At 71.7% G+C, this 24159-nt stretch carries 23 protein-coding genes; 8 read left to right on the top strand and 15 right to left on the bottom strand.

From position 1 onward, the window contains the following. Positions 1–53 precede the first annotated feature (53 nt). From ACSNOK_RS04815 to ACSNOK_RS04800, 4 genes are all read left to right on the top strand, one after another. Positions 54–578, top strand: coding sequence for a PadR family transcriptional regulator (locus tag ACSNOK_RS04815; RefSeq protein WP_436779297.1), 525 nt, complete (start codon positions 54–56; stop codon positions 576–578). Then, complete coding sequence (locus ACSNOK_RS04810; RefSeq protein WP_436779296.1) at positions 575–1261, top strand: ABC transporter ATP-binding protein; 687 nt, start codon at positions 575–577, stop codon at positions 1259–1261. Before ACSNOK_RS04815 ends, ACSNOK_RS04810 begins: the two co-directional genes overlap by 4 nt. Positions 1262–1317: 56 nt before the next feature. After that, positions 1318–3795, top strand: a complete 2478-nt coding sequence (locus ACSNOK_RS04805) for an FtsX-like permease family protein (RefSeq protein ID WP_436779295.1) — start codon at positions 1318–1320, stop codon at positions 3793–3795. Positions 3796–3933: 138 nt separating this feature from the next. Further along, on the top strand, positions 3934–4539 hold the full coding sequence (locus ACSNOK_RS04800; protein WP_436779294.1) for a Uma2 family endonuclease: 606 nt from the start codon (positions 3934–3936) through the stop codon (positions 4537–4539). 7 nt (positions 4540–4546) lie between these two features. Here the strand turns inward: ACSNOK_RS04800 and ACSNOK_RS04795 are convergent, their stop codons facing one another. After that, positions 4547–5569, bottom strand: coding sequence for a LysR substrate-binding domain-containing protein (locus ACSNOK_RS04795; RefSeq protein ID WP_436779293.1), 1023 nt, complete (start codon positions 5567–5569; stop codon positions 4547–4549). A gap of 132 nt (positions 5570–5701) precedes the next feature. Here ACSNOK_RS04795 and ACSNOK_RS04790 point away from each other — a divergent pair, with 132 nt between their 5' ends. Then, positions 5702–6256, top strand: a complete 555-nt coding sequence (locus tag ACSNOK_RS04790; protein WP_185941816.1) for a peroxiredoxin — start codon at positions 5702–5704, stop codon at positions 6254–6256. A gap of 11 nt (positions 6257–6267) precedes the next feature. Continuing rightward, positions 6268–6801, top strand: coding sequence for an alkyl hydroperoxide reductase (locus ACSNOK_RS04785; RefSeq protein WP_436779292.1), 534 nt, complete (start codon positions 6268–6270; stop codon positions 6799–6801). A gap of 164 nt (positions 6802–6965) precedes the next feature. Here ACSNOK_RS04785 and ACSNOK_RS04780 read toward each other — a convergent pair whose 3' ends face one another. The 4 genes from ACSNOK_RS04780 to ACSNOK_RS04765 all read right to left on the bottom strand — a co-directional run bounded on the left by ACSNOK_RS04780 (position 6966) and on the right by ACSNOK_RS04765 (position 12403). Continuing rightward, positions 6966–8423: an AI-2E family transporter gene (locus tag ACSNOK_RS04780; RefSeq protein WP_436779291.1), complete on the bottom strand. Its 1458-nt coding sequence runs from the start codon at positions 8421–8423 to the stop codon at positions 6966–6968. Between the two features lie 240 nt (positions 8424–8663). Further along, a complete protein-coding gene (locus ACSNOK_RS04775; RefSeq protein ID WP_436779290.1) occupies positions 8664–9401 on the bottom strand; it encodes a transglycosylase SLT domain-containing protein in 738 nt (245 codons plus the stop codon). Positions 9402–9878: 477 nt separating this feature from the next. Beyond that, positions 9879–11201, bottom strand: a complete 1323-nt coding sequence (locus ACSNOK_RS04770; RefSeq protein WP_436779289.1) for a PhoH family protein — start codon at positions 11199–11201, stop codon at positions 9879–9881. Positions 11202–11641: 440 nt separating this feature from the next. Next, the gene (locus tag ACSNOK_RS04765; RefSeq protein WP_436779288.1) at positions 11642–12403 is read right to left on the bottom strand and encodes an isoprenyl transferase; all 762 of its coding nucleotides are present in this window, start codon (positions 12401–12403) and stop codon (positions 11642–11644) included. Between the two features lie 126 nt (positions 12404–12529). Between ACSNOK_RS04765 and mgrA the strand changes: the two genes are divergently transcribed. Next, positions 12530–13573: an L-glyceraldehyde 3-phosphate reductase gene (gene mgrA / locus ACSNOK_RS04760; RefSeq protein WP_436779287.1), complete on the top strand. Its 1044-nt coding sequence runs from the start codon at positions 12530–12532 to the stop codon at positions 13571–13573. 702 nt (positions 13574–14275) lie between these two features. On the opposite strand, the gene ACSNOK_RS04755 is transcribed toward mgrA, so the two are convergent. Beyond that, the gene (locus ACSNOK_RS04755; protein ID WP_436779286.1) at positions 14276–15016 is read right to left on the bottom strand and encodes a prepilin peptidase; all 741 of its coding nucleotides are present in this window, start codon (positions 15014–15016) and stop codon (positions 14276–14278) included. Positions 15017–15144: 128 nt separating this feature from the next. Between ACSNOK_RS04755 and ACSNOK_RS04750 the strand changes: the two genes are divergently transcribed. Then, positions 15145–15537, top strand: a complete 393-nt coding sequence (locus tag ACSNOK_RS04750) for a DUF192 domain-containing protein (RefSeq protein WP_436779285.1) — start codon at positions 15145–15147, stop codon at positions 15535–15537. A gap of 5 nt (positions 15538–15542) precedes the next feature. Here ACSNOK_RS04750 and ACSNOK_RS04745 read toward each other — a convergent pair whose 3' ends face one another. The 9 genes from ACSNOK_RS04745 to ACSNOK_RS04705 all read right to left on the bottom strand — a co-directional run bounded on the left by ACSNOK_RS04745 (position 15543) and on the right by ACSNOK_RS04705 (position 24079). Then, complete coding sequence (locus ACSNOK_RS04745) at positions 15543–16799, bottom strand: hypothetical protein (RefSeq protein ID WP_436779284.1); 1257 nt, start codon at positions 16797–16799, stop codon at positions 15543–15545. An 87-nt stretch (positions 16800–16886) separates the two neighbouring features. Continuing rightward, positions 16887–18011 (bottom strand): DUF2332 domain-containing protein, encoded by a 1125-nt coding sequence (locus ACSNOK_RS04740; protein ID WP_436779283.1) that lies wholly within the window; start codon positions 18009–18011, stop codon positions 16887–16889. Positions 18012–18148: 137 nt separating this feature from the next. Further along, entirely contained in the window at positions 18149–18814 is a 666-nt protein-coding gene (locus ACSNOK_RS04735) for an OmpA family protein (protein WP_436779282.1), read from the bottom strand. Positions 18815–18817: 3 nt separating this feature from the next. Beyond that, positions 18818–19399 carry a hypothetical protein gene (locus ACSNOK_RS04730; protein WP_436779281.1) on the bottom strand — a complete coding sequence of 194 codons (582 nt, stop codon included), beginning with the start codon at positions 19397–19399 and terminating at the stop codon, positions 18818–18820. 25 nt (positions 19400–19424) lie between these two features. Next, positions 19425–20075 (bottom strand): pilus assembly protein TadG-related protein, encoded by a 651-nt coding sequence (locus tag ACSNOK_RS04725; protein WP_436779280.1) that lies wholly within the window; start codon positions 20073–20075, stop codon positions 19425–19427. Further along, positions 20072–20233: a Flp family type IVb pilin gene (locus ACSNOK_RS04720; protein WP_004947925.1), complete on the bottom strand. Its 162-nt coding sequence runs from the start codon at positions 20231–20233 to the stop codon at positions 20072–20074. The genes ACSNOK_RS04725 and ACSNOK_RS04720 overlap by 4 nt, the downstream gene beginning before the upstream one ends. A gap of 290 nt (positions 20234–20523) precedes the next feature. Then, positions 20524–21411 (bottom strand): DUF5936 domain-containing protein, encoded by an 888-nt coding sequence (locus tag ACSNOK_RS04715; RefSeq protein ID WP_436779279.1) that lies wholly within the window; start codon positions 21409–21411, stop codon positions 20524–20526. Between the two features lie 99 nt (positions 21412–21510). Continuing rightward, positions 21511–22455, bottom strand: coding sequence for a type II secretion system F family protein (locus ACSNOK_RS04710; RefSeq protein WP_436779278.1), 945 nt, complete (start codon positions 22453–22455; stop codon positions 21511–21513). Between the two features lie 151 nt (positions 22456–22606). Next, the gene (locus tag ACSNOK_RS04705) at positions 22607–24079 is read right to left on the bottom strand and encodes a CpaF family protein (RefSeq protein ID WP_436779277.1); all 1473 of its coding nucleotides are present in this window, start codon (positions 24077–24079) and stop codon (positions 22607–22609) included. Positions 24080–24159 lie beyond the last annotated feature (80 nt).

The following is a 24159-nucleotide window of genomic DNA, read 5'->3' as shown; positions in this document are numbered from 1 at the left end:
CTCTACACCATGTCTATACATTTCGGGTATAGACCTGTTGTACAGTCGCGGGCATGTCGATCGGACACACCCTGCTCGGTCTGCTGGAATCCGGCCCGCGGCACGGTTACGACCTGAAGCGGGCCTTCGACGAGCACTTCGGCCACGACCGGCCGCTGCACTACGGCCAGGTGTACGCGACGATGTCGCGCCTGCTGAAGAACGGGCTCGTCGCGGTGGACGGGATCGAGCAGGGCGGCGGTCCGGACCGCAAGCGCTACGCGATCACCCAGGCCGGTGTCGCCGACGTCGCCCAGTGGCTGGCCCGGCCCGAGAAGCCCGAGCCATACCTCCAGTCGACCCTCTACACCAAGATCGTCCTCGCCCTGCTGACCGGCCGGAGCGCGGCCGGGCTGCTCGACGCCCAACGGGCGGAGCACCTGCGGCTGATGCGCGGGCTGACCGAGCGCAAGCGCTCCGGCGGCCTGGCCGACCAGCTGATCTGCGACCACGCGCTGTTCCATCTGGAAGCCGATCTGCGCTGGCTGGAAGTGACCGCCGCCCGGCTCGACCGGCTCGCCGAGGCGGTGGGCGCGTGATACCCGCCGGCTCCCTGCTGAGCGCCGTCGGCCTGCGCAAGGCGTACGGCCCGACGCGCGCCCTCGACGGCGCCGACTTCTCCGTCCACCCGGGAGAGGTCGTCGCCGTCATGGGCCCCTCCGGCTCCGGCAAGTCGACGCTGCTGCACTGCCTGGCCGGCATCATGCGGCCGGACGAGGGCGTCGTCACCTACGACGGCCACCGTCTGACGGACCTGCCCGACGCCGAGCGGAGCGCCCTGCGGCGCGGGGAATTCGGCTTCGTCTTCCAGTTCGGCCGGTTGGTACCCGAGCTGACCTGCGGGGAGAACGTGGCCCTGCCGCTGCGGCTGTCCGGCGTCCGGCGCAAGGAGGCCGAGGCCAGGGCGCTGCACTGGCTGGAGCGGCTGGAGGTCGCCGACATCCGCGGCCGGCGCCCCGGCGAGGTGTCCGGCGGCCAGGGGCAACGGGTCGCCGTCGCCCGCGCGCTCGTCACCACGCCCCGCGTGATCTTCGCGGACGAGCCGACGGGCGCTCTCGACACCCTCAACGGCGAGCGCGTGATGGAGCTGCTCACCGCCGCCGCCCGGGAGACCCGCGCGGCCGTCGTGCTCGTCACCCACGAGCCGCGGGTCGCCGCGTACTCGGACCGCGAGGTCATCGTCCGGGACGGCACGGTCCGGGACATGGCGGGAGTCCTGTGACGGAAGGGAAGCCGGCGACCGATCCTGCGACGGAAGGGAAGCCGACGGCCGATCCCGTGACGGCCGGGAAACCGACGGCCGGCGGGACGGGAAGCGTCCCGCCGTACGCGGGCCCGGCCCCGCACGGCACACCGCGCCCCACCGGCCCCCGTGGCCCCGCCCGTTGGCTCCGCGATCTGTGTCTGGGCGCCCGCTACGCCATCGCCGGCGGCCGGGAGGGGCTGCTGCGGGCCGTGTGCACGGCGGTCGGCGTGGGGCTCGGCGTGGCCCTGCTGCTGCTCGTCGCGTCCGTCCCGTCGATGCTCGCCGACCGGCACGCCCGGGAGACGGCCCGTTCGGTGGGCGTCACCGGTGAGTTCCGCGACCCGGCCGAGCCGGACGCCCGGCGCGGCCCGGACACCCTGCTCTACCAGGAGGTCCACACCGACTTCCACGACCGGCCCGTCACCGGCGGGCTGCTGGCGCCGGACGGGCCGGACGCCCCCCGCCCGCCGGGTGTGGACCGGATCCCGGAGCCCGGCGAGATGGTGGTCTCCCCCGCGCTCGCCGCGCTGCTGGCGTCGGACCGGGGAACGCTGCTGCGCGACCGGTTCGCCGCCTACCGGCCGGTCGGCGTCATCGGGGACGCGGGGCTCATCGGCCCCGACGAGCTCTTCTACTACGCGGGCAGCGACCGGATCCGCCCGGCCACGGGCGCGAAGCGCGTCGACCGGTTCGGGTACGACGAGCCGGACGTGCCGATGAACCCGGTCGTCGTGGTGCTCAGCGTCCTCGCGTGCGTCGTGCTGCTGACGCCGGTCGCGGTCTTCGTCGCCACCTCCGTCCGGTTCGGCGGCGCCGGGCGCGACCGGCGGCTGGCCGCGCTGCGGCTGGTCGGCGCGGACCGGCGGATGGTCCGCCGGATCGCGGCCGGCGAGGCGCTGACCGGCGCGGTGCTCGGGCTGGGCGTCGGCGCGGCACTCTTCCTGTGGCTCCGCGAGTACGCCCGCGACCTCACCCTTCGCGACATCGCGGTCTTCCCGTCCGACGTCACGCCCGCTCCCTGGGCGGCGGTGCTGATCGCCGTCGCGGTGCCGGCCTGCGCGGTGGCGGTCACCCTGTTCACCCTGCGCGGCGTCGCCGTCGAACCGCTGGGGGTGGTCCACGGCACCGCGCCCCGGCGGCGCCGGCTGTGGTGGCGCCTGCTCGTCCCGGCCCTGGGGGCCGTCCTGCTCTCCCCCGCGCTCGGCCGGGTGACCGGCGTACTGCCGGGGCTGTCGGAACTGCCGCTCCCGACGGTCCCGCCCGTCCCGCCGGGCCTTCCGGTCGACGCCTGGCAGGTGGCGGCCGGTGCCGCGCTGCTGCTGCTCGGCGTCACGGCGCTGCTGCCGTGGGCCGTCGAAGCGTTCGTCGCCCGGCTGCGCGGCGGCCCGCCGTCGTGGCAACTAGCGGTGCGGCGCTTGCAGTTGAACAGCGGCCCGGCGGCCCGGGCGGTCGCCGGCATCACCGTGGCGGTGGCCGGGGCCATCGCCGTACAGACGGTCCTGACCGGTGTACGCGGACACCTCGACGACTCCCCCGAGGCGATCGCGAACCATTCCCGGCTCGTCGGCTCGCACGTGGTCGGCTCCCCGCGGCAGGTCCACGACTGGGTGGACCGGCTCCGGCGCACCGAAGGCGTGCGGGCGGCGGCCGGTTACGTGGAGCGCTACATCGAGAAGGACGGCGAGCCCGACACGGTCACCACCGTCGTCGTCGGCGACTGCGCCACCCTCGCCGAACTCGCCGACATCGGCTCCTGCCGCGACGGCGACACCTTCCTCGGCCGCTCCGGCGGCCCCGGCCGCGCCGAGGCGTTCGGGCCCGGTACCAAGGTTCTCGTCAGCCCGTATACGGAGGGCTCGGCGCGTCCGTACCGCTGGACCGTCCCCGACTCGGCGCGGGTGGTGCGCACCCGGGAGGACCCGACGGGTGAGCACCCCGACGGCGTCCTGGCCACTCCCTCGGCCGTCGACGCCTTCGCCCTGCCCGACGCCAGGACCCGGCTGGCCGTGCAGACCGAGCCGGGCGACCCCGACGCCATCGAACGGGTCCGCAACACCGCGGCCGGCATCGACCCGGCGCTCCGTATCGGGCGACTGGGCGGTGTGGTGAAGGAGGACAACCACTCGCTGGTCCACCGCGGGCTGCTGCTTGGGGCGGTGGGCGTGCTGGCCCTGATCGGCGCGGGCCTGCTCGTCACCACACTGGAACAGCTGCGCGAACGGCGGCACACGCTGGCCGCCCTCGTCGCCGTCGGCACGCCCCGCCGCACGCTGGCCTGGTCGGTGCTGTGGCAGACGGCGGTTCCGGTGCTGCTGGGCACGGCCGTCGCCGTGGCCGGCGGCCTGGCCCTGGGCTGGGCCGTGCTGCGGCTGACGGACGCGCGGGTGGCGGACTGGTGGGCGTTCCTGCCGGTGGCGGGCGCGGGCGTGGGCCTCATCGGCCTCGTCACGCTCGCCACACTGCCGGTGCTGCTGCGGATGACGCGGCCGGAGGGGCTGAGGACGGAGTAGCGGGCGCTTTTACCACAGGTCAGGCCGTATTCCTCGGGCTGCTTCCCCCCCCCTGCGGGTGAACACACGCGCGAAGGAACGGGACGGCCGTACCGCCCTACGATGATGGTCTCGACACCGGCCGCCAGGAGGCACATGATGTCCGCCGCAGCAATCGAGCGCCCCTGCGATCACGACGAGCCGACCCTGCTGGAGGAGGCCGAGCAGCTCGCGGAACAGCTCCCCGGCCACCGCGTCGAGGTCCTGGGGGGACAGATCACCGTGACACCACCGCCCGACATCAAGCACGCGTGCTCTCTGACCGGTCTGACCTTCGACTTCCAGGCAGCTGACACCGACGAGACCTGCGTGGTGCAGAACGTGAGCGTCTGGCTCCCCGACGGACCGTACGACTACGCCATCCCCGACCTGGCCGTCGTCGACGCCGACGCGGACGAGCACGCCGTCGAGTCGACCTACTACGACCCCGCCGTCTTCCGCATGGTCCTCGAAGTCACCTCGACCAACTACGCCCAGGACGTGCGGACCAAGGTCGTCGCCTACGCGATCGCCAAGATCCCGGTCTACGTCATCGTCGACCGGAAGAAGCAGCGCCTGCACGTCCTCACGGACCCGTTCGCCAACGAGTACCGCAACCACCGCGTCTACGCGCCCGGCGAGCGTGCCGTGCTCCCGGATTCCATCGGCGCGACGATCGAACTCGACGTCGAAGCCGTTCTCAAGAAGGCCGGTCGGCGAGGCTGAGCCCCGCTCACCCCACGATCCGTACCGGCAGCGAGCTCAGCGCGTCCCGCAGCGCGTCCGCGAACTCCTCGAACTCGCTCTGCCGCGCCGCGCCCGAGCGCATGGCCAGGGCGATCCGGCGGGAGGGCGGGGGCGCGGCGAAGCAGCTGGTGGCGAGGCGGTCGCTGCGGGCGGTCTCGACGCGGACGGCCGTGCGCGGCAGCAGGGTGACGCCGAGCCCGCCGCCGACCAGCTGCACGAGGGTGGACAGGCCGGAGGCGCTGGTGGCCACGGGCGCTCCGGTGGCGCGGCCGGCCTCGCGGCAGACATCGAGGGCCTGTTCGCGCAGGCAGTGGCCCTCGTCGAGCAGCAGCAGGTCGAGGTCTCGCAGGGCGCTGCGCGGGACGTCGGTACGGCCGGCCAGTTCGTGGTCGCAGGGGGTGACCAGGACGAAGTCCTCGTCGAACAGCGGCATCTCGGTGACACCGGGCGCGCCGAGCGGCACCGCGAGCAGCAGCAGGTCCAGGCGGCCCTGGGTGAGGCCGTCGAGGAGGGACGAGGTCTGCTCCTCGTGCACCTGGAGGTCGAGGTCGGGGTAGACCTCGTGGACCAGCCGGAGCACGGTGGGCAGCAGGTACGGCGCCACGGTCGGGATCACACCCAGTCGCAGCACGCCGGTGAAGGGCGCCCGCGCGGCCTCGGCCTCCTCCATGAAGTCGCCGACGGCGTCCAGGACGGTACGGGCGCGCGCGGCCAGCCGTTCACCCGCCGGGCTGAGCAGTACTCTCCGCGTCGTACGCTCGAAGAGCTGAATTCCCAGCGACTCCTCCAGGGCCGAGACGGCCCCCGAGAGCGCGGGCTGGCTCATCGAGATGGCCGTGGCGGCGTCCCGGAAGTGCAGGTGCTCGGCGACCGCCGCGAAGGCTCTGAGCTGGGCCAGACTGGGCTGGCGGGGACGGCCGGACGACGCTTTCGCGCCACCCGGACGGGTGGTCTGCTCCTGGGGTTCGGCGCTCCGGGCGGCCCGGTTCCGCGGTATGGACGACTCCATCGATAACCACCTCCGATCAACACCAATCAGTCTAACTATTTCCGCTATCAATGCCTCCTGTGGCAGGGTGGATCACGTCCAACCCCGCAGAAAGTCCGCAACCAGGGACTTTCTTCGCTGCAAGGAGAGCGCGTGCTCACTGTCGGTGACAAGTTCCCCGAGTTCGACCTGACCGCCTGTGTGGACCTCGACGCGGACAAGGCTTTCGCGCAGATCGACCACAAGACCTACGAGGGCAAGTGGAAGGTCGTCTTCTTCTGGCCGAAGGACTTCACCTTCGTCTGCCCGACCGAGATCGCCGCGTTCGGCAAGCTGAACGACGAGTTCGCCGACCGTGACGCCCAGATCCTCGGTGTCTCCGGTGACTCGGAGTTCGTCCACCACGCCTGGCGCAAGGACCACGCCGACCTGCGTGACCTGCCCTTCCCGATGCTGGCCGACGCCAAGCACGAGCTGATGCGCGCGTGCGGCGTCGAGGGCGAGGACGGCTACGCCCAGCGCGCCGTCTTCATCGTCGACCAGAACAACGAGATCCAGTTCGTCATGGTGACCGCCGGCTCCGTCGGCCGTAACCCCAAGGAGGTCCTGCGGGTCCTCGACGCGCTGCAGACCGACGAGCTGTGCCCCTGCAACTGGAGCAAGGGCGACGAGACCCTCGACCCGGTCGCGCTCCTCTCGGGCGAGTGAGCTGATCTCCCATGGCTCTCGATGAACTGAAGTCCGCCATACCGGACTACGCCAAGGACCTGAAGCTCAACCTGGGCTCGGTCATCGGCAACTCCGAGCTCCCGCAGCAGCAGCTGTGGGGCACCGTCCTCGCCTGCGCGATCGCGACCCGTTCGCCGATCGTCCTGCGCGAGCTGGAGCCCGAGGCGAAGGCGAACCTGTCCGCGGAGGCGTACACCGCCGCCAAGGCCGCCGCCGCCATCATGGCGATGAACAACGTCTACTACCGCACCCGGCACCTGCTGTCGGACCCGGAGTACGGCAACCTGCGCGCGGGTCTGCGGATGAACGTCATCGGCAACCCGGGTGTGGAGAAGGTCGACTTCGAGCTGTGGTCCCTGGCCGTCTCCGCCATCAACGGCTGCGGCATGTGCCTCGACTCGCACGAGCAGGTGCTGCGCAAGGCCGGTGTGGCCCGCGAGACGATCCAGGAGGCGTTCAAGATCGCCTCCGTGCTCCAGGCCGTCGGCGCCACGCTCGACGCCGAGGCCGTGCTCAACGGCTGAGGGCACCCCTCGTAGTACGTCGACAGACGAAAAGCGGCCCGCCAACCTCTCCGGTTGGGGGGCCGCTTTTCGTCGTGAGCGGGCGGGCTGGGGATACTCGGCGGGACGCGGGCGGGGGCGCCCGGCGCGCGTCTCTCCGCTCAGGCCCCTCCCGGTTCGTCCGCTCAGTCCGCCCGTTCGCCCGGAGCCTCGCCCCGGGAGTACGCCTTGAGATAGCCGACGACCGTGTTGGTCACCGCCACCAGCGGCACCGCCACCACCGCGCCGCCGATCCCGGCGACCATCGAGCCGGCCGCCACGGAGAGCACGACCGCCAGCGGATGGACGCGCACGGCCCGGCCGAGGATGAACGGCTGGAGGATGTGACCCTCTATCTGCTGCACGGCCAGGACGACGACGAGCACCATCGTCGCGGTGAAGACGCCCTGGGTCACCAGCGCCACGACCACGGCGAGCGCTCCCGACACCACGGCGCCGACCAGCGGAATGAAGGCGAACAGGAAGATGAAGACGGCCAGCGGCACGGCCATCGGCACCTTCAGGAAGTACAGGCCGATGCCGATGCAGACCGCGTCGATCATGGCCACTATCACCGTGCCGCGCACATAGGCGGTCAGCGTCGCCCAGGCGCGCGGCCCGGCGCCCGCGACACCTTCGCGCGCCGCGCTCGGGACCAGCCGGAGCACCCAGCGCCAGATCCTCGGCCCGTCGTAGAGCAGGAAGAGGGTGGTGAACATCGCCAGGATGATGCCGGTCAGCGTCTCGATGATGACCTGTACGCCCTCTATGCCCGCCGAGGTGATCTCCTTGGTGTTGGAGCTCAGGGCGTCACTGAGGTTCTCGGTGATGTTGTCGATCTGCTTCTGGGTGACATGGAACGGGCTCGTCCGGAGCCATTCCTTGAGGTCGTGCAGACCCGTTTCGAGCTGTCCGGACAGGTCGTCGACGTTCTCCATCACCTGCCAGACCACGAACCAGCCGACCAGCCCCATGACGACGAAGCCGGAGATGAAGGTCACGGCCGTGGCCAGGCCCCGGTGCAGGCCCCGCCGCTTCAGCGCGGCGACCGTCGGCTGGAGCAGCGCGGTGATCAGCAGGCCGGCGACGAACGCCAGCACCACCAGTTGCACCGCGCTGATGACGCGCATCAGCACCCACAGCGTTCCCGCGAGCACCAGCAGTCGCCAGCCCGCCTCGGCGGCGACGCGTACACCCCAGGGGACGACGGCGACCGGGTCGGGGCGCGGCGGTTCGGCGAGGACGGCCGCGGCGGAGAGCGGCGGCGTCCGTTCGGCCGGGGTCGGGGCCTGGGCCGGAGCGGCCTCGGCGTCGGCGCCGGCCGGCGGAGTGGCGGCGTCGGTCCGCGGTTCGCCGGACCGTGCCGCGGAGGCGGCGGCCGGTTCACCGGAATCGGATCGGGGGGGCGTGGCGGTTCCGGGCTCGGCGGCATCCGCGTCCGCGGGTTCCGCGGCGGGCCGCTCGCCGAGGGGGGCGCCGGCCGGCGGCTGCGCCCAGGCGGGCACGCCGTCCGGGTCGGTGCGCGCCTTGCGCTCTTCCAACCGGTGGGAGAGCCGCGTCAGGCCCGAGCCGACACTGCCGAGCCATTGTGGCAATCTGGACATTTTTCTTCCTCTACCCCCACATCCCCCGCGGCCATCCGGCATGAACGTTACCTGGGCCCCGCGAGTCGGAGACGAAAGGTTTCCGCCCGTAGGGCCCGCGTTCCCCCCGGAAGACCCACAAAGCCCCCGACCGGTTGAGGTCGGGGGCTCGCGGAAGCGTTGCGCGGCGCGCGCCGTGAAACCCGGTACCGGCCCGGTACCGGCCGTGGGGGCTGATACCCGGACCGGGCGTCGAGGCGCCTAGTACCAGTTGTTGGCCTGCCAGAAGGACCACGCGCCACACGGGCTGTGGTACCGCTCGTTCATGTAGCTGAGGCCCCACTTGATCTGGGTGGCGGGGTTGGTCCGCCAGTCCGCGCCCGCGGAGGACATCTTCTCGGCGGGGAGCGCCTGGACGAGGCCGTAGGCGCCGGAGGAGGCGTTGGTGGCCGTGTAGTCCCAGCTGCTCTCGTTGTTCACGATGTTGCTGAAGCACTGGAACTGGTCGGCCGGGACGATCTGCCGGGCTATCGCCTGGACCTCGGCGGTGCTGTAGGAGCCCTTGACCGGGATGTCGACGGAGTCGCGCGTGGCCGAGCGGCTCGCGACCTCGTCCTTCTCCTTCTTCTCCCGCTCCTTCTCGGCCTTCTCCTTGGCCTTTTCCTCCGCCTCCTTCTTGGCCGCCTCCTCGGCGGCCTCCTTCTTGGCGGTGGCCTCTTCGGCGGCCTGCTTGCGGGCGGTCTCCTCGGCCTCCTTCTTGGCGGCCGTCTGCGCCACGCCGACCTGGGTGTCCGCCTGCTGCGTCAGCGACGCGGTCTGGACGGCGTTCTGCCCGGCGGGAAGTTCCGCGAGAAGCGTCGTGTCGGCGGCGGCGGCCTGTACTCCGCCAGTCGTCGTCTTGCCCTGCTCGTCGCCCTGGGCGACGCCCACGACGGCGCCGACGGTGGTGACCGCGGTGGCGGAGGCCACGGCGAATCCCCGGACCGAGATCCGGCTCACACGCTTTCCTTCCAGCATCGCCCGCGCAGGTGACCCTCGCGGACGCGATCGCGCCCCTGACGCTGGCCTCTGCTGGTACGGAACCGCGAACGCGGGACCGGCCGGTCACTGGAGGCACTGGCCCGGCGGACCGCCGGCGAACCCCCGCTGAGGAAGGTTCGTACGGTGCACGGGCGGCATACGGCGACACTGTTCAGTTGTCGGTCCGGCGGTGGGAAACCGCGCACTCCCTGGGGAGCCCGAGGAGCAAGTGCCGTATGCGGGGCCTGACAGGAACCAGACTCTGCCCGACGCGCACGCTCGGAGGCAATTCCGCGTTGCGTGGGAAACGTCACACCATGTTCGACCCGGCGGAATTGCGGGAACCGGGGGCGCGGCAGCACAACGCGCGGCTAAGCTCCCAGGCTTTGCCGCGCGTTGTCCGCGAAAGGCCGTGCGCTGCCCGCGAAAGACCGCGGGCCGCGATCGGGCGCCTCGTCAGATCCGCCCGTCCTCCAGCATCTCCGTGACGAGCGCCGCGATCGGCGACCGCTCCGAGCGCGTCAGGGTGACGTGCGAGAACAACGGGTGCCCCTTCAGCTTCTCCACCACCGCCGCGACCCCGTCGTACCGCCCGACGCGCAGGTTGTCGCGCTGCGCCACGTCGTGGGTGAGGACGACACGGGAGTTGGCCCCGATGCGCGAGAGCACGGTGAGCAGCACATTGCGCTCCAGCGACTGGGCCTCGTCCACGACGACGAACGCGTCGTGCAGCGAACGGCCGCGGATGTGCGTCAGCGGCAGCACCTCCAGCATGCCGCGCCCCACGACCTCCTCGATCACCTCCGTCGTGGTCACCGCCGAGAGGGTGTCGAAGACCGCCTGGGCCCAGGGGCTCATCTTCTCCGACTCGCTGCCGGGCAGGTAGCCCAACTCCTGGCCCCCTACCGCGTACAGCGGACGGAACACCATCACCTTCCGGTGCTGCCGCCGCTCCAGCACCGCTTCGAGGCCGGCGCAGAGCGCCAGCGCCGACTTGCCGGTACCGGCCCGGCCGCCCAGCGAGACGATGCCCACCTCGGGGTCGAGCAGCAGGTCCAGGGCGATGCGTTGCTCGGCGCTGCGCCCGTGGATGCCGAACGCCTCCCGGTCGCCGCGGACCAGGCGGACGGCGCCGTCCGCCGTCATCCGGCCCAGCGCCTTGCCCCGTTCCGACTGGAGCACCAGGCCGGTGTGGACCGGAAATTCGGCCGCTTCCGGGATGTATGTCCGTTCCGCCGCGAACAGTTCGTCCACCTGTTCGGCGGTGACGGACAGCTCCGCCATCCCCGTCCAGCCCGAGTCGGTGATGGCCAGCTCGGCCCGGTACTCCTCGGCCAGCAGGCCCACCGACGACGCCTTGATGCGCAGCGGCAGGTCTTTGGAGACCACCGTGACGTCGTACCCCTCCGCCTGGAGGTTGCGGGCGACCGCGAGGATGCGCGAGTCGTTGTCGCCCAGCCGGAAGCCGACGGGGAGTATGGCCGGATCGGAGTGGTTGAGCTCCACCCGCAGGCTGCCGCCCAGGTCCCCGATGGGGATGGGCGCGTCGAGCCGGCCGAACTGCACCCGGTACTCGTCCAGTCGGCGCAGCGCCTTCCGGGCGAAGTAACCGAGCTCCGGATGGTGCCTCTTGGCCTCCAACTCCGTGACCACCACGACGGGCAGCACCACCTCGTGCTCCTCGAAGCGGCACATGGCGCCTGGATCCGCCAGCAGGACGCTGGTGTCGAGGACATAGGTGCGCCGGTCGTTCTCACGGCGCTTCTTGCTGGTCACCACGGGTGCACGAACCCCCTCGGGGAGAGGTCTGGACGCGACCTGGGTCGCGGGGAAGGGGCCGGGTCCACGCCCTTCGAGGGCCGGTCGGCGGCCCTCCACGTCCTCCACGCGACCCGCGGGGGCGGCAAGATCCGCCTGCACCACTCAGCCGTCGCGGGCTTCGTCCGTCGCAAAGGGCCTCCCGGGCGGACGGCCCCATGCCGTCCGCTGCAGAGCGACGGTCATGGGAGCGACCGCCGGCCTGGAGGGGATATTCCCGCCGAAGCGCTTGACCATGCAACGGCATATGCGACGAGCAGGTGAACGACCGATCACCGGACCGCTACGGCGGTCCGGCCGACGACGGTGCGGAACCGGGCAATCGCCCAGCGCACATGCGGGGCAAGGGCGGTGACGCCCCGTGCGGCGGCCGTGCGCGGGCTCGCTTCCGGCGGGTCCGTTCAGTATCCGTAACGCCGGTGGCGCGCCGCATAATCACGCAGTGCGCGGAGGAAGTCGACCTTGCGGAAGGCCGGCCAGAAAACCTCGCAGAAGTAGTACTCGGAATGCGCGCTCTGCCACAGCATGAAGCCGGAGAGGCGCTGTTCGCCGCTGGTGCGGATGATGAGGTCCGGGTCGGGCTGGCCACGGGTGTAGAGGTGCTTGGTGATGTGCTCGACGTCCACGGACTCGGCGAGTTCCTCGAACGACGTGCCGTTCTCGGCGGCTTCCAGGATCAGGGAACGGACCGCGTCCGCGATTTCCTGCCGGCCGCCGTATCCGACGGCCACATTGACGAGTATTCCCTTGACGTCGAGCGTGGCCTGCTCGGCCTCTTTCAGGACGGTCTGCGTCTCGGCCGGGAGCAGGTCGAGCTGCCCCACGTGGTGGACGCGCCAGCGGCCGTCCGCAGCCAGCCCGCGGACCGTGTTCTCGATGATGCCGAGGAGCGGCTTCAGCTCCTTCGCCGGCCGGTCCAGGTTGTCGGTCGAGAGCATCCACAGGGTGACGACCTCGACGTCCGTCTCGTCGCACCAGCCCAGGAGGTCCTGGATCTTGTCCGCGCCGGCCTGGTGCCCCTGCTCCGGGGTCCGCCCGTCGGCACGGGCCCAGCGTCGGTTGCCGTCCAGGATGACGCCGATGTGCTTGGGCACCTGGGCGTGATCGAGGCGGCCTTCCACCCGGTGTGCGTAGAGCCTGTACACCAGGTCGCGCAACTTCACGTTTCCAGCCCCTCCATGCCACTGCGGTTCCCCGCCACTGCGGGCACCCGAGGGCGCCACATTACTGCCAGCGTGTCGCGAGGACCCAACTCGGCCGGTCACCGGGCCGTGATAGTCAGTGGCGACATGACCGATTCGCACTACCGCGCGGCCGAAACACGCTACGACTCCATGGAGTACCGGCGTACGGGCCGCAGCGGGCTCAAGCTGCCCGCCATCTCCCTCGGACTGTGGCACAACTTCGGGGACGACCGCACGCTGGCCTCACAGCGCGCCATTCTCCGGCGCGCCTTCGACCTGGGGGTCACCCACTTCGATCTGGCCAACAACTACGGGCCGCCGCCCGGTTCCGCCGAGCTGAACTTCGGCAAGCTCTTCGCCCAGGACTTCCGCCCCTACCGCGACGAACTGGTCCTTTCCACCAAGGCCGGTTATCTGATGCACCCCGGGCCGTACGGCGAATGGGGCTCCCGGAAATACCTGCTCTCGTCCCTGGACGCGTCACTGGTCCGAATGGGTATCGATTACGTCGATATCTTCTACTCGCACCGCTTCGACCCGCACACCCCGCTGGAGGAGACGATGGGCGCCCTGGCGTCCGCCGTCCGGCAGGGGAAGGCGCTCTACGTCGGCGTCTCCTCGTATTCGGCGGAGCAGACCCGGGAGGCGGCGCGGCTGCTGCGGGAGATGGGGGTGCCCGCGCTGATCCACCAGCCCTCCTACTCCATGATCAACCGCTGGACGGAGGACGACGGCCTGCTCGACGCGCTGGAGGACGAGGGCATGGGCTGCATCTCCTTCGCACCGCTGGCCCAGGGGCTGCTCACGGACAAGTACCTGGGCGGCGACGTCCCGGCGGGCTCGCGGGCCGCGAAGGGCACGTCGCTGGATCCGGCGCTGCTCAGCGAGGACGTACTGCGCCGGCTGCGCGGGCTCGACGGGATCGCGCGGCGGCGCGGGCAGTCCCTGGCGCAGCTGGCGCTGCGCTGGGTGCTGCGGGACGAGCGGATGACCTCGGCCCTGATCGGCGCCTCCAGTGTGGGCCAGCTGGAAGCGAATGTGGCGGCGCTGGAGGGTCCGGAACTGACCGGAGAAGAACTGGCTGAGATCGATTCCTTTGCGGTGAGTACAGAAGGGGTCAACATCTGGGCGAATCGCGGCGCCTCGTAGAGGCCCCTGGGGATCCGGGGTCGTGGGCACCCCGGCGGGGGCGACGCAGTCCCAGGGGCTGACGTCCCTGCATACGGGGAGAGCAGGGGCCGGGCGCCCGAGAGGGCGGCGTCGCTCCGCGCGCCCCGGCGCCTGCCCCGCGACCGGGCCCGCGTCCGCACCCGCGCCTCTGCCCACATCCGCGCCTGCACCTGCGCCTGCACCCGGCCGCCCGGCGCGCGTAACCCTGCGTGGGTTCGTCTTCAGCATTCCGTAGACGTCTCGCGAATGCTTTGTGCATGAATCGTGGGTGATTCCGTCGCGCTTGCCGCGCCGAAATTCCACCGCATCCGGATCACAACTGTCCGGAGTCGCACGAATCCATACGGAGAGTGACATCACCCCACGAAAAACGGGCCGGTCCGTGGGGGGGATACGGACCGGCCCGAGGGGGGGTTTCCACCATAACCGGTCGGAGGGGGTGCATCGCGCATCCGCAGGGGTGACATAGCGTGGCGCGCTGACTTTCGGCACTGTTGATGATCTTGAAACGGTCGGTCGATGGGGTGGCGCCACTCCCATTCCGCCATGTCAGCACTAGGGCTACGGTGTAGAACCAGCCAAGTGATCAGCGCTCCACCATGCTCTCCGTCACCTTCATCGAAATGTTGCACAAACTCGTCGCCGACTTGACGGGCCTGGGCCGAATGGGTGGGTGCGCGGTCAGTTCCCTGCCGTCCACGCCCCCACCAGGAGAGCCGGCCAGGCCCCGGCGAGCAGGAAAGGACCGAGGGGCATGGTCGTCCCGCGTCCCGCGCCCCGGGTGAGCATCAGGGCTATGCCGTAGGCCGAGCCGAGTAGGAGTCCCCCGAGGCCGCCGAGTATCAGCACGCCCCAGCCGTACCAGCCCAGGGCGCAGCCCAGGCCGGCGGCGAGCTTGACGTCGCCGAATCCCATCCCGGCCGGATGCGCCAGGAACAGCACGAGATAGGCGCCACCGAGCACCGCGCCCCCGAGCAGGGAACCCGGCCAGGACCCGCCGGACGCCGGCAGCAGGGCCGCCAGGCCGAGCAATACGGCCATGCCCCCCGCCAAGGGCAGCGTCAGCACGTCAGGTAGCCGGTGCACGGCCCAGTCGACTCCCGCGAGCACCACGCCCACCGGTATCGCCAGCAACCACACGGCGAGTTCGGGCCGCGGGCCGACCACCGCTGCCGTCGCCGCGCACAGCACGACCGTCACTCCGGCCGGCCACACCGCCCCCGGCCCGTACCTCGTTCTCCCGCACACCGCGCACCGGCTCCGCCCCAGCCCGCGGCCGAGGGCGTGCCCGCAGGGAGCCGTCGTCCGCCATGTCTCGTCCGGCTCGACCGACAGCCGGTACCGCGCGCCCGGCACCAGCGCGCCGGCCAGGATTCCGTAGAGGGCGGCCGACGCCACCAACGCGATCAACAACCAGTCCATGCGCCGAGGTTACGGAGCCGGCGGCAGTTGGCGGGACGATCTCGGGAAAGCTGTGGACGTCCCGTCGAATGTGGATAACTTGGCCACTCGGAAGGCTGAGAGGGCAAGGATTTCCCGAGCGGAGGGCCGTGTTGACGCCAAGCTGGACCGACGGCTTCACCCACCTCACCGTCGAGCCCGTGGACCACACGCTCCCGGCGGTGCCGGTGGAGGTGGCCGCCTCCTACCGCGCCCGGACGCGCGGACTGCTCGGAAGGGAAGGAATCGAGGGGATCATGCTGTTGACTCCGGCCGGCTCGGTGCACACCTTCGGTATGCGGTTTCCCATCGACGTCGCCTACGTGAGCCAGGACATGTGGGTGCTCGCCGTTCGCACGATGGCTCCGCACCGTCTCGGCCTGCCCCGGCCGATGGCCCGGCACGTGTTGGAGTCGGCGGCCGGGGCGATGGCGCGATGGGGGGTGCGCAAGGGCACGCGTATACGGATCGCGCCCGTTAAGCCAGGTCGAGACGGGTCCTGACCGGCTTATTCCTCCGGCCTGCGGGCCGCCAGGTACCAGCCGCCGAGACCCAGGAGGAGTGCCGTCCCGGTGCCGACGCCGACGTAACCGAGGGTCTTCAAGCGTCCGTCCGGCGCCGGGGAGGCGCTCGCGGTACGGTCCGTCACGCCGCCGGGGCCGTGGTACGTGCGGGGGCCGGGCGGTACGGCCGCCGTGCTCCGGGCCGGGGCGGTGATCACCGTGAGCGTGACGGGCACCGCGCCCGAAGGGCCGAGCGCGGCCTTGGCGTTCAGGCTGACCTGGAGGTAGTACCAGCCCTCGGACGCCGTGTCCCGCGCCGGCGGGGGTGCGGCGAGCGGAACGGCGACGGTACGGCCCTGGTAGCCGTCGGTCCGGTTCGTCACATGACCCCGGGCGCCGTCGTTCAGGCCCAGGCGGACACCATTGGCGACGTAGGGGACACGTCCGGAGGCGTCACCGAACGTCGCTTTCGCGAACAGTTGGCGGCCGATGGCGACGGGGGTCCGGTAGAAGCGGGTCTCCCCCGGTCGGATCGTGTCCTTCCAGACACCGGCCCGGACGTCCGTCGCGTCGTTGAACCCGCTGCCTCCGGCGACCTCCTTCGCCGGCCCGACGGGTGCGGGCGGTGGTTCCGAGCTCCATGTGCCGGGTGACGAGGGTGAGGTGGGTGCGGTCGACGGGCGGCGTGTGGCGGTGGTGAGCTCCAGCGGAACGGGGGCCGGGTCGCCGCCGTCGGCGTCCCCCCGGGTTACGACGAAGTAGTACGTACCGGCGGCCGCGCAGGGCCCGTCCGTCCCCGCGAGGCGTTCGGCGTGGTCCGCGAGGGGGTAGGCCCCGCCCTGGGCGAGGAACGAACGGTGGCGGGCCGGTCCGCAGCGGGTGCCGTCGGCGCGCTGGAGTGCCACGTCGATGCCGTCGCGCAGCCCCGGAGTGCCACCCGGGCGTGGTGCGGCGACCGCCGAGACGTAGGTGTCGGACGTGCCGTCCACGCGGACACCGTAGAATTTCCGCTCGCCCGGGGCGATGGTGTCGGTCGCCGTCCGGCCGCCGGGGATGAGGGGCGGGGTGGCCGTGACAGCCGGTGCTCCGTGGATCTCCTGGGCGCCGGGGGCCATCCGGTAGGCGGCCGGCGGCCCGGTGCCGTCCGGCCCGCCGGGTGCGGCCGTCGCGGGCGCCGCTGTGGAGACGAGCGCCCCCAGAGCGAGGGCCGGCAGCAGGGTGCCGATCCTCTTCCGTGCCGACCGCCTCGTACCGCCCGTCACGTACCGCCTCCCTCAGTCGCCACCAGGGCACTCGGAAGACCCATCCTGCCGCGTGCGGACGGTGGTTGGCGAGGGAGCGAGGGTGGCTCAGGGGGCTATGGAGGTGATCTCGCAGGCGCGGGCGTCGAGGCCCCAGGGGTGGGCCTCGGCCAGGACCTCCTCGGGTCCGTCGCCGAGGCGGGCGGTGAGGACGAACCGGTGGACAGCCCCGACGCGTCGCGGTTCGAACGCCAGGTGGGCGAACCAGCCCGTGCCCGGCCCGGTCGCGGCCCCGCGCAGCCGGGCGAGCTCCGTTTCCGTCCGGGACCATTCCGCGGGCGGTACGTACTGCCGCATCACGGAGTGCCAGACGACGGTGAGGGTGCCGGGCCGGAGTTCCGCTTCGGCCAGGAAGTCGGCCGCGCCCCGGGGGAGGACCCGGGCGGGCTGCCGCCGGGCGAGGGCCAGAGCGCCGGAGAGGCGGGCGGCACGGGTGGGGTGTTCGGACCAGACGTAGGCACGGAGGGCCAGGGCGCCGGCGGGGTGAAGGGGGTCCAGCGGATCGACGTCACAGCCGAGGCGCTCGATGATGTCCAGCGCGGGGACGCGGGCCGCGGCGTCGGCGATTCGGGGCGGCGGTCCGCCGTCGCGCCAGGCACCGTCGAGGACGACGGGCGAGTCGGGGTCACCCCAGGAGAAGCGAGGACCCGCCGACGGGCCGCCGGAGGTGACGCGGAAGCGGTCGGCCCGGAGGTTCAGGCCGGCGCTGGCGCCGAGTTCGAGCAGGCGGATGGGGGGCGGTTCGGGGAGCCGCAGGGCGGCGACCATGGCTAGCAGGCCGCTGATCAGCATGTTGGCGCGGCCGACCTCGTTCGTCTGGGGTGGGCGGCGCATCCAGGCGGCGATGTGCTCGGGGTGTTCGGCTACGGCGCGCCGGAACGGTTCCCACGCCGCGTCCGGGTCGTCGGCGCCGCCGCCCGCCGTGGGGTAGTGGGCGGCCAGGTCGGGCGCGTCACCGAGCAGGACGAGCGCGTGGACGGCGCCCATCAGGCGGAGGCCGACGGCGGCGGGGCCCGGGGCGCCCTCCAGCGGGGCCACGGCGTCGGCGCACGGGCCGCCGTCGCGGATGTCCTGGGCGGCGCGGGCGAGGAGCGCCGCGTACAGCGGAGCGTCGAGCTCGCCACAGGCGCGTGCCTGGGTGTCGACGAGGTCGGCGGTGCGGGCGCGGGTCACATGCCCTCCTCTGCGGCTGGACGAGCTGTCGCCAACCTAGTGTCGGAGGAAGGGGTTCCGAGGGAGAGACAGGCGTGATCCGCGCCTCAGGGGGGGGCGAGTTGGGTGAGCGGGTGGACGGGCGGGACGTCGAGCGCTCACCGGCCCTGGCGGGGGAAGCTGACTTCCACCCGGCGGTTCTTGCGGCGGCCGTCCTCCGTGGCGTTGTCGGCGATCGGGTAGTCCTCGCCGTAGCCTCGGATCTGGTAAGTGATCGACGACGAGCCGAGTTCCTTCGCGAGTTGGCGTTGCACGGCGTTGGCACGCTCCTTGGACAGCAGCGTCCCGTGGTCGGCTGATCCCAGGTTGTCGGTGAATCCGAAGACGCGCAGCGTGGTGGCGCGTTGTTTCCTGACCTCGTCGGCGATGGCCTTTATGCGTTGGGCCGCCGCCCCGTTGAGGGAGGAGCTGTCCTTGTCGAACAGGACTTCCGCCTGAAGCGCGAAGGTGACGTTCACATTGGTGTCCACACGGCGTTCGCTGCCGTTGCCGGATTCGATGACGGACTTGATGTCGAGGACGCGACCGGGCGCCAGCTTCGCTCCGTCGCGCAGCCTGAGTCCGGAGGCGTGGGCGTCGAGTTTGACGGGCGGCTCGCTGCGGGCCGGGTCACCGGGGCCCCCGGCGTGGGCGGGGACCGGGGCGACGGCGAGCAGGACGGTCGCCGTGAGCAGAGCCGTGGCGAGGGCGTTGTCGAGGGCCTTGCCCCGGCGGCCGCGGGGGCCGTGGGGACGGGCGGATGAGGTCGGGAGGCGGCGGGTCACGGGTCATCCCGAGAGCGCGATGCGGACGGAGGGCATGGTGGGGATCTGGAAGTCGACCTGGGTGACGTCGGAGGGCGGGGCGGGGAACTGGGCGAAAATGGGCCGGGATTCCTGGGGCTTGATTCCCGTGAGGCCGGTACTGCAAAGGCATTGGCCGTCGGTGTCGCGGAGGACGAGGTAGCGCTTCTTTCCCTTGGCGTCGACGAGAGTGGCGCCCGAGACGGCGGACTGCGATCTCATGTCCGTTTCCTTGGAGCGCCATTCCAGGGCGTTGAACATTTTGGTGCCGCGGTTGGTGACGGTTCCCTGGACGGTGACGAAGCCGCCGTCCTCCCGTGCGGCGGAGGTGATGGTGACGACGATCCCGTCGCCGTTCCGCATTTCCCCCAGCGTTTCGGACGACGATGTCTTTCCCGGACCGTTCGGCGCGGGCTTCCCGGTGTTCGCGGTGGCCGGCCGGCCGGTCGCGTTCCGATCGCCGCCGCCGTCGTCGCCGTTACCGCCGCAGCCGGACAAGGCGAGCACCGCGGCGAAGGCGAGCGGCACCAGCGGCATGGCCCGGGGTGGTCGGCGCCCTGTGCTCATCGGTGGCGTTCCTCCGCTTGTGAGGTCATCGGTCGGTGGCGGCGAGGCGGACGGCGAACAGGGTGCGTCCCCTGAGCCGGGGGTCGGGATGGGCGGGATCGACGGTCAGCGGCCCGTCGTCGCAGTCGAACCGGATGTACGGGGCTCCGGCGCCCCCGTCCGGTGCGGGACGGCAGCGGGGGGTGACGACGGCACGGGAACTGACGGTGGGGTGGACGTCCTCGGTGCCGGGGACGACGGACGCGCCCACCCCGTCGCGGGACGTGACGGTGACGTCGAAGGCCGATGCCGTGGGATCCGGGCCCGGGGCCGCGACGCAGCCGGGGCCGGTGAGATCGGCGCCGTTGTCGCGCGCGAGGCGTTCCGCCTCCCGGCAGGCGGTGCCGGGGGCGTCGCCGCGGCCGTCGAACCAGCGGCGCCAGTCGCCGCCGGGCCGGGCCGCGAGGTCCCGGAGGAAGCCGGTGAACGCCTGCTCCCGGTAGTCCTGGGCGGCGGCGAGGGCCGCGGCATCGGCGGCGGACCGGGTGCCGTTCCTGGCGGCGCCGGCCATGCCGACGGCGAAGACGGCGAGCGCGACGAACAGGAAACCCGCCACCGCCACAACGTACAGCGGGAACGCCTGGCCCGCGTCACGCCGCCCGGGAGGCCGTCGAGGCGCCCCGGCGTCGGAGGTCACTTGGCGATTTTTTGAATCTGGTCCATGATCGCTTTTGCGATCACCGTGCCGAAGTCCGTCGTCGTGAGGACGAGCACGATCGCCACCACGACGGCGATGATGCCCAGGTACTCGACCGAGGTCTGCCCCCGGTCGTCCTCCCAGAAGCGCTTCCCCATTCTCATCCCCTCCACGAGTGGCCGGGCGCTGCGGGTGGCGTCCGGGACGGCCGCTCGCCGCAGGGGAAACGTACGCCCGAACACCGGCCACGGGACAGGGTGCGTGCCTCTTGTTCCCTCTTTCGCAGGGGAGTTGGGCGTTCCCTTGCGTCACGCACACCACCCCCGTCCGGCCCGGCGTTCTCTCGTCGAGGTGCCTTCGGGCGAAGACTGTCCCACACCTGGTTGCACAAGCGAAGGGCATTCACAGAACTCGTGCGTCCGGTGCACCGCCGGGCCCCGTCCTCCGGTCATCTGCCGGACACCGATCCGAAGTCGACGCCGGAGCCGAGGAAGAAGCCCGCGATCATCAGCGCCAGCGTCCCGGGGACCATGAACGTGGTGATGACGACCGTGGCCTTGGGGACGGCCCGCGCCGCCCGACGGCGGGCGTTCTGGGCGTCGGTACGGCGCATGTCGGCCGCCAGGTCCATGAGGGTGTCCACGATGGGCGAGCCGAGCTCCTCACCCTGCTGGAGGGCGGAGACGAACTGGGCCACCTGTTCCGAGTCGTTCCGTCGACGCAGCCCTTCGAAGGCATCCCGTCGGCTGACGCCCATGTCCATCTGCCGGAGCGCGATACGGAGTTCGTCGGCCCATGGGCCCTCATACCGCTCGGCGACCCGGTCGAGGGCCTGCCGGAAGCTCAGGCCGGCGCTGACGACGACCGCGAGGACGTCCAGGAAGTCGGGGAGCGTCCGTTCGATCGCGCTCCGCCGCTCCCGGACGGCGGCCCAGATGCCGACCTCGATCCAGAACAGGCCGAAGGCGACGAGCAGCGCGGCTATGAGCAGCCGCCCTTCGGCCAGCATGACGACCGCTCCACCGAACCCCAGCGCTCCGTACACCGCGCGCCGCGCCGCGTAGCGGTCGACGGTGAGACCTCCGGGGTTGCCCGCGCGGTCGATCCGCGTACGGATCCGGGCCACGCGGCGCGCTCCCATCAACCGCAGCACCAGCGGGGCCCACCGCATGCCGAGGCGGTCGACGGCCGAACCGACGGCGGTGGTGCGGGTGGCGCCGACCTCCAGGGCGACGGCGAGGTCCGGCGGGAGCCTGGCCTCGCTGCGCCAGAGGGCGATGCCGTAACAGACACCGGCCACGGACGCGCCGGCCAAGAGGGCTGTCAGCAGGCCCATGTCCGTCTCCTCGGATGGTTCGGATGGTGGAGTGTGCGATCGGCGGGGGCGGGAGTCCGGGTCGGGGCCGCCGGGGTGCGAGCGGGCGTCCCGAAGGGGTCAGATGTCGATGCGGGACATACGGCGGATGAGGAAGAACCCGATGCCGTAGAGCAGGAACGCGCCTATCACCGTCAGCTGTCCCAGGGTGGTGCCCGTCATGCGGTCGATGGAGCCCGGCGCTATGCGGTCCATGAGGAAGAGCGTGCCGACACCCATCAGGGGAACGACGTAGGCCGTGGCGGTGACCTGGGACAACTGGGTGCGGACTTCGCGCCGCGTCTCCTTCCGCTCCTCCAGCGTCTCGGTGAGGTTGCGCAGAGAGCGGACGACCGAGCCGCCCGCGCGGTGCGAGAGGACCAGAGTGGTGACGAGCACGCCGAGCTCGCGGGAGGGCAGCCGGTCCGCGAGCTCGGCGAGGGCCTCGTCGACGGAGTGACCGACGGCCAATCGGTCGGCCACGGCAGCCAGTTCCTCACCCGCCGGGGCGTCCATCTCCTCCGCCGCCATCCCCAGGGCCGTGCGCAGGGCGAGGCCCGCCTGGGTGGCGTTGGCGAGGATGCGGGCGAGCTCGGGCAGTTGGTTGATGAACTTCTCGATGCGCTTACGCCGCTGCCATCCCAGGAAGGCGAACGCCGTCCAGACGGCCACGATCGCGGCGAGCGGCCCGAAGAACGGGGCCAGGAGCAGGGCCGCCACGACCCACAGGGCGGCTGCCGCAGCGCCCGTCCACAGCAGGAAGTCTCCCGGCGCGACGCTCAGCCCGGTGACGGCTATGCGCAGCTCCAGCCGTCTGCCGAGGCGCGTCCGACGGACCGCCCGGTCGAAGCGGCGAAAGGGCCGTGAGCGGCCTGGGGGCCGAGAGGTGTCGCCATGATCCACAAGGCGTTCGACAAGGGCGGCCTGCCGCTCGCGTCCGGCCAGATACGTCCGGACACCCGCTACGGCGAACGCGCCGCACAGCAGGGTGGCGCCCAAAGTGAGGAGCGTGAGCGTGTCGTCCATGTCCGGTCGCCTTCCATGGCCTTCCGTGGCCTCTCGTCCGTACGGTGGGTGACTGTCCCGGCCGCTGCCGCCGGTGTCCTGATGGGTCTTCCCGCGAGGCGTCCCCGAGTGAACCCCCAGACGCCCCGGAAGCGGCCCGGAGATCACTCCCCTAGGGGGCCCATTCGCCGTCCGCGACATGCGTGGCGCTGCCGGGCCGCGCGGCGACTCCGAACGCCTGCGGAACCGGCTCGTTGGCCAGCCGCAGCCGTCCGACGGCCCGCTCCGGCAGCGGGAAGTGGGAGAACGTACCGCGAACGACACGGTCCGGCCCCATCGGCAGCGCGTCGAAACGGACGACGGTGACGAGGCGGTAGCCACCGGCGGCCGGCGCTCCACCGCCGAGCCGCTCGTACTCGTAGGCGACGCCCGGCCGCTCGTACCCGGCACCGGGCCGCTCGTCCGGAACGCCAGGCCGCGCGTACGAGGCTCCTGCCCGCTCGTGGGGCGCGTGCGAGTCCAGCAGCGTCACCTCGCTGATGCGCCGGGCGCCGTCCGCCGTGCGGGTGAGCTGGACGACGCAGTCCACCGCGCTGTCGATCTGGTCGCGCAGCGCCTCGTACGGGATCTTGACCTCCGACATGGAGGCCAGGGTGCGCAGCCGCATCAGCGCGTCCTCGGCGCTGTTGGCGTGGACGGTGGCGAGGGAGCCGTCGTGCCCCGTCGACATGGCCTGGAGCATGTCGAGCGTCTCGCCGCCCCGGACCTCACCGACGATGATGCGGTCGGGGCGCATGCGCAGGGAGTTGCGCACCAGGTCGCGGATGGTGATCCGGCCCTTGCCCTCGACGTTCGGCGGGCGGGATTCCAGGCGGATCACATGTGTCTGCTGGAGCTGCAACTCGGCGGCGTCCTCGACGGTGATGACCCGTTCGCCCTCCGGGATGAGACCGGAGAGGGCGTTGAGGAGCGTGGTCTTGCCGGAGCCGGTGGGCCCGGAAATGACGATGTTGAACTTCGCCCTGACGAGTCCCGCGAGGAGCATCACCGTCGCCTCGTCCAGCGTGCCGACGCCGACGAGTTCACGCAAGGTGTAGACGCGAGGGAAGCGACGGATGGTGAGGGTGGCGCCGTTGAGGGCGAGGGGCGGGATGATGACGTTGACGCGTTCGCCGCTGGGGAGCCGGGCGTCGACCATGGGATTGGACTCGTCCACGCGGCGGTTGACGGTGGAGACGATGCGCTCGATGGTCTGCATCAACTGTTCGTGGGAGGCGAACCGCACGGGGACGGACTCGACGCGGCCGGCACGCTCGACGAAGACCTGGTCCGGCCCGTTGACCATGATCTCGGTGACGGTGGGGTCCTCCAGGAGCGGCTCCAGGATGCCCAGCCCCAGGGCCTCGTCCACGACCCTGCGGATGAGCCGGTCGCGCTCGGCGGTGGAGAGGACCGGGCCCTCGCGGCTGATGATGTGCCCCAGCACCCGCTCCAGCCGCGCGCGCCGCTCGGCGGCGGCGAGCGCCGACATCTCGGCGAGGTCGATCTCCTCCAGGAGCTTGGCGCGGTAGACCGGGACCAGGTGGTCCGACTCCCGGCCGCCACCGTGCGGTTCGGGACTGACGACACGTGCTCGGAGACTCATGGGCGGTCCTCCTGGGAGAGTACGCGGGGCTCGCGAGGAGTACCGGGAGGGGCGTGGGGGGCGTCCGGAGAGTAACGGGG

The organism is Streptomyces sp. URMC 126, assembly GCF_051386555.1.
GTDB lineage: Bacteria > Actinomycetota > Actinomycetes > Streptomycetales > Streptomycetaceae > Streptomyces.
The sequence above is the reverse complement of the archived record's forward strand: the minus strand, read 5'-3'. Positions and strand labels throughout refer to the sequence as shown.

Bases quoted from the DNA above. Each gene is read 5' to 3' on its own strand.
- ACSNOK_RS04815 (WP_436779297.1), top strand. From the start codon at position 54: ATGTCGATCGGACACACCCTGCTCGGTCTGCTGGAATCCGGCCCGCGG.
- ACSNOK_RS04800 (WP_436779294.1), top strand. From the start codon at position 3,934: ATGTCCGCCGCAGCAATCGAGCGCCCCTGCGATCACGACGAGCCGACC.
- ACSNOK_RS04795 (WP_436779293.1), bottom strand. From the start codon at position 5,569: ATGGAGTCGTCCATACCGCGGAACCGGGCCGCCCGGAGCGCCGAACCC.
- ACSNOK_RS04785 (WP_436779292.1), top strand. From the start codon at position 6,268: ATGGCTCTCGATGAACTGAAGTCCGCCATACCGGACTACGCCAAGGAC.
- ACSNOK_RS04780 (WP_436779291.1), bottom strand. From the start codon at position 8,423: ATGTCCAGATTGCCACAATGGCTCGGCAGTGTCGGCTCGGGCCTGACG.
- mgrA (WP_436779287.1), top strand. From the start codon at position 12,530: ATGACCGATTCGCACTACCGCGCGGCCGAAACACGCTACGACTCCATG.
- ACSNOK_RS04755 (WP_436779286.1), bottom strand. From the start codon at position 15,016: ATGGACTGGTTGTTGATCGCGTTGGTGGCGTCGGCCGCCCTCTACGGA.
- ACSNOK_RS04730 (WP_436779281.1), bottom strand. From the start codon at position 19,399: ATGAGCACAGGGCGCCGACCACCCCGGGCCATGCCGCTGGTGCCGCTC.
- ACSNOK_RS04720 (WP_004947925.1), bottom strand. From the start codon at position 20,233: ATGGGGAAGCGCTTCTGGGAGGACGACCGGGGGCAGACCTCGGTCGAG.
- ACSNOK_RS04715 (WP_436779279.1), bottom strand. From the start codon at position 21,411: ATGGGCCTGCTGACAGCCCTCTTGGCCGGCGCGTCCGTGGCCGGTGTC.
- ACSNOK_RS04710 (WP_436779278.1), bottom strand. From the start codon at position 22,455: ATGGACGACACGCTCACGCTCCTCACTTTGGGCGCCACCCTGCTGTGC.
- ACSNOK_RS04705 (WP_436779277.1), bottom strand. From the start codon at position 24,079: ATGAGTCTCCGAGCACGTGTCGTCAGTCCCGAACCGCACGGTGGCGGC.